The organism is Amycolatopsis rhizosphaerae, assembly GCF_007713715.1.
Lineage (GTDB): Bacteria > Actinomycetota > Actinomycetes > Mycobacteriales > Pseudonocardiaceae > Amycolatopsis_E > Amycolatopsis_E rhizosphaerae.
In genome coordinates this window covers 1-3,756 of the sequence record NZ_VJWX01000619.1, presented here as the reverse complement: position 1 = coordinate 3,756, position 3,756 = coordinate 1, and the positions used below count along the sequence as shown (strand labels likewise).

The window sequence follows — 3,756 nt, the reverse complement described above, 5'->3', positions numbered from 1 at the left end:
CCCCTTCACGGTCGATACGGCTGTGAAGGGGCCCTTCACGGCCCTGGGCGGCACACTCAGGGTAGAGAGGCGAAAATAGGGGGCGGACCGGACGGGGGAGGACCACGGACGGAGCGTGATCGTGGCATTGACCATGATCAAGAACGGGGCCATCCTGGTCCCGGACACCGAGTCGGGAGGCAGGACATGAGCACCTTCGTCGTGGTCGGCGGGACCGGTCGCACGGGCCGCCTGGTCGTGGACCGGCTGGCCGCGGAGGGGCACGAGGTGGTGGTCGCGAGCCGCGGCGCGGCCGAGGCGCCCGCGGGCGCACGACCGGCCACAATGGACCTCGCCGCGCCGGAGGTGAGTGTGTTCGCCGGCGCCGACGGCGTGGTGATCTCCGTCGAGCCGCCCAAGGACCCGGCGCAGGCGGAAGCCGTGATGCACCACGGGGTCGCGGCCGTCGCCAACGTGGCCGCCCGTGAAGACATCCCGCTCGTGCTGGTCTCGCAGATCTACCTGACCCGCCCGGCCGAGCATCCCGAGATGGCCGAGCGGATCGAAGCGCGCGCCCGGGGCGAAGCGGCCCTGCGCACCAGCGGCGCGCAGTACACCATCGTGCGGCCGAGCTGGCTGCACGACCTGCCCGCCGACGGCGTCCGCGTCGAGCAGGGCGACACCGGCGACGGGCGCATCAGCCGCGCCGCGGTCGCCGACGCCGTGGTGGCGGCGCTGTTCGACCCGTCCGCTTCCGGCAAGACCTTCGAGCTGTACGACGACCCCGAGTCCCCCACGCCGGACTGGTCCACGGTTTTCGCCGCGCTCACCGAGGACCCCGAGCACGCGGGCCTCTAGGACCTGTTCACGGCCCCGGCGAGGTCGGCCCGTTCCCGGTGCCCTCAGGGCACCGGACGAGCTCTGCCCGCCGAGGAAACGCACCGGGCCGGCAGGTCAAAGCGGCGGGGGCAAAGGTTCCAGCACCTGCTTGTCGAGGTGCTGGTAGATGATCGAAGTGCGGAAGCCGACGATCTCGCGGCGGCTGGTGAACCGGTCGAGCAGGAACGTGTGCAGGTGCTCGATGTCCGGGGCGGTGACGTGCACCAGGAAGTCGTCGCTGCCCGCCATGGTGTAGACCGAGCGCACTTCCGGCAGGTCGATCACCGAGAGTTCGAACGCGGCGACCACGTCCCGGCTCAGCGGCCGCACCTGCACCGCCACGATCGCCTGTACGGAGCGGTTGAGGGCGCCAAGGTCGATTTCGGCGTGGTAGCCGCGGATCACGCCGCGCTGCCGGAGCAGCCGGGTGCGTTCCAGGCAGGTGGACGGCGCGATCCCGAGCTTGCGCGCGATGTCGCGGTTCGACTGCCGCGCATCCTCCTGCAGATGGCGGACGATGGCCGAATCAAGTTCGTCCACCCTGGCTCCGATCGCGCTCATCCCGAACTTCGTTCGGGCTCCACCCCACTGCCGCGCCGTCGAGCATAGCTTTTTTCCCATGGAGCATGAAGATGTGGTGATCCGGCGCGGCCGCCGGTCCGGGGTGACCCTGGTGATCGCGGCGCATTCCCGGGTACTCGGCCCGGCGGTCGGCGGGGTCCGCCTGCGCCGTTACCCCGACTGGCGTGACGGTCTCGAAGACGCGTTGCGCCTCTCCTCGGCGATGACCGACAAGTGCGCGGTGGCCGGAGTTCCGTTCGGTGGCGGTAAGAGCGTGGTCGCGCTGGACGGCGGCACCGAGCTGACCCCGGAGCTGCGCGAGGCCGCGTTCGAAGACCTCGGGGAGCTCATCGCCTCGCTCGACGGGTCCTATCTCGCCGGGCCGGACGTGGGCACCGGGCCCGCCGACATGGCCGTGCTGCGCAGGTATTCACCTCATGTGTTCTGCCTTCCGGAGGAGCAGGGCGGGGTGGGCTCGTCGAGCGGTCCCACCGCCGTCGGCGTGCTGGCCGCGCTCCGGTCCGCGGCCCGCCATGTCTTCGGCACCGAGTCGGTCGAGGGACGCCGCGTCGTGCTGAGCGGGTTCGGTTCGGTCGGGTCGCTGGTGGCCGAGGGCCTGACCGGCGCCGAGGTCATCGTGTCCGATGTGGACACCTCGAAACGGGAGCCTGCCCGGCGTCAGGGCTTCGGCTGGATCGAGCCGGACGAGGTACTGAACACCCCGTGCGACATCCTGGTCCCGGCCGCGGTCGGCGGGGTGCTGAGCCCGGAAACCGCGGCCCGGCTGGAGGCTTCCCTCGTCGTCGGCCCGGCGAACAACCAGCTCACCGACGACTCCGTGGCGGAACTGCTCGCCGACCGGGGCATCCGGTGGATCCCCGATTTCGTGGCCAGTGCGGGTGGGGTCGTCTACACGCTGGGCCGGGAGATCGAGAAACTCGGCCACGAGGAGGCGATCGCACGGGTCGAGGCGATCGGTTCCACAGTGGACATGGTGCTGAGCGCGCCGGGAACTCCGCTGGCCGCCGCGCGGGCGCTGGCAGCGGAACGGCTCAAGCACGGACGGGGCTGAGCTCGGGACGTTTGGCCGTCCGGCCGTCTCCCGAGGACCGGCCCCGCACCCGCCGCGCCACCCAGGGCCCGGCGAAGGCGCCCAGCCAGCGCAGTTCGGCCGTCACCGCCTGCCACACCGGGCGTGGCGGCAGCGCGGGCAGCGGCCGGGTCCAGCCGTCGTCCGAACCGGGCAGCCCGATCGCGGCGGCCATCGCCGCCGCGATCCGCTCGTGCCCCAGCGGGCTCGCGTGCAGCCGGTCTTCGCTCCACAGGCGGAAATCGGTGAGGACGGCGGCCGAGGAGGCGTCCACCACGGTCACGCCGTGCCGGGCGGACGCGGCGAGGATGCGGGCGTTGAGTTCCCGCACGCGGGCGCCGAGCGGGCGCGCGATGGGCATCATCCGGCCCACGTCGGGGAAGGTCACGGTGATCACGTGCGCACCGGCGCCGGTCAGCGCGGCGAACATCTCGTCAAGGCTGGCGGCCACCGCGGCGGCGTCGAACCCGGGGCGGATGAGGTCGTTCATCCCGGCCATCACCGTGGCCAGGTCCGGCCGGAGCGCCAGTGCCGGTGCGAGTTGTTCCGCCAGCACCTCGGCCGCCCGCCGTCCGCGCACGGCGAGGTTGGCGTATTCGAGGGCCGGGCTCGTCTCGGCGAGCAGTTCGGCGAACCGGTCGGCCCAGCCGCGGTAGCCGCGGATCTCGTCCCCGTCGCCGAGGCCCTCGGTCTGGCTGTCGCCGAGGGCGACGTAACGGCAGTAGCTCACCGGTTCACTCCTTCCGCCCGGCGACGGAGCCGGTCAGCCCCGCATCGTAGGCCTCGCGGGCGTCGAGCAGTTCGTCCCAGTGCTCCTGCGCCCAGTCGCGGGCGACCGCGATGGGCCCGAGCAGGCTGCGTCCCAGCGGCGTCAGCTCGTACTCCACCATTGCCTGCCCGGCGTGGCGGATCACGAAACCGGAGCGCTCGAGCGAGCGCAGCGACTGGGTCAGCACCTTGGGCGTCACGCGCCACAGCGGAACGCGGAGTTCGGAGAACCGGCGCGGCCCGCCTTCGAGGCAGCAGATGACCAGGGGCGCCCATTTGTCGCCGAAGCGCATCGGAAGCAGTGACGACGGGCAGAGCTCGTCGAACATGTCGGCTGGCAGCGGTTTCCTCACCTTTACCACGATAATCGGTTTCCTGGAGGTAACCGGGGTCCGCGCTACCGTCGCCGCATGACGAACATCGTGATTTTCGGAGCCGGGGGCCGGGCGGGCAGGCAGGCGGTATTGGTGGCGCTGCGC

The 3,756-nt window shown here is 71.7% G+C and carries 5 protein-coding genes; 2 read left to right on the top strand and 3 right to left on the bottom strand.

The features are described from left to right. The first annotated feature begins 186 nt into the window (after positions 1–186). Complete coding sequence (locus FNH05_RS34320; RefSeq protein WP_144593014.1) at positions 187–837, top strand: NAD(P)H-binding protein; 651 nt, start codon at positions 187–189, stop codon at positions 835–837. A 96-nt stretch (positions 838–933) separates the two neighbouring features. Here FNH05_RS34320 and FNH05_RS34315 read toward each other — a convergent pair whose 3' ends face one another. Further along, complete coding sequence (locus FNH05_RS34315) at positions 934–1,398, bottom strand: Lrp/AsnC family transcriptional regulator (protein WP_144593015.1); 465 nt, start codon at positions 1,396–1,398, stop codon at positions 934–936. Positions 1,399–1,477: 79 nt separating this feature from the next. Here FNH05_RS34315 and FNH05_RS34310 point away from each other — a divergent pair, with 79 nt between their 5' ends. Continuing rightward, a complete protein-coding gene (locus tag FNH05_RS34310) occupies positions 1,478–2,491 on the top strand; it encodes a Glu/Leu/Phe/Val dehydrogenase dimerization domain-containing protein (protein WP_144593013.1) in 1,014 nt (337 codons plus the stop codon). On the opposite strand, the gene FNH05_RS34305 is transcribed toward FNH05_RS34310, so the two are convergent. Together FNH05_RS34305 and FNH05_RS34300 are read right to left on the bottom strand one after the other, a co-directional pair. Further along, positions 2,472–3,239, bottom strand: a complete 768-nt coding sequence (locus FNH05_RS34305; protein WP_144593012.1) for an SGNH/GDSL hydrolase family protein — start codon at positions 3,237–3,239, stop codon at positions 2,472–2,474. The two genes, FNH05_RS34310 and FNH05_RS34305, sit on opposite strands and share 20 nt — an antisense overlap. A gap of 4 nt (positions 3,240–3,243) precedes the next feature. Then, positions 3,244–3,630 (bottom strand): winged helix-turn-helix transcriptional regulator, encoded by a 387-nt coding sequence (locus FNH05_RS34300; RefSeq protein WP_144593011.1) that lies wholly within the window; start codon positions 3,628–3,630, stop codon positions 3,244–3,246. Between the last annotated feature and the right edge of the window lie 126 nt (positions 3,631–3,756).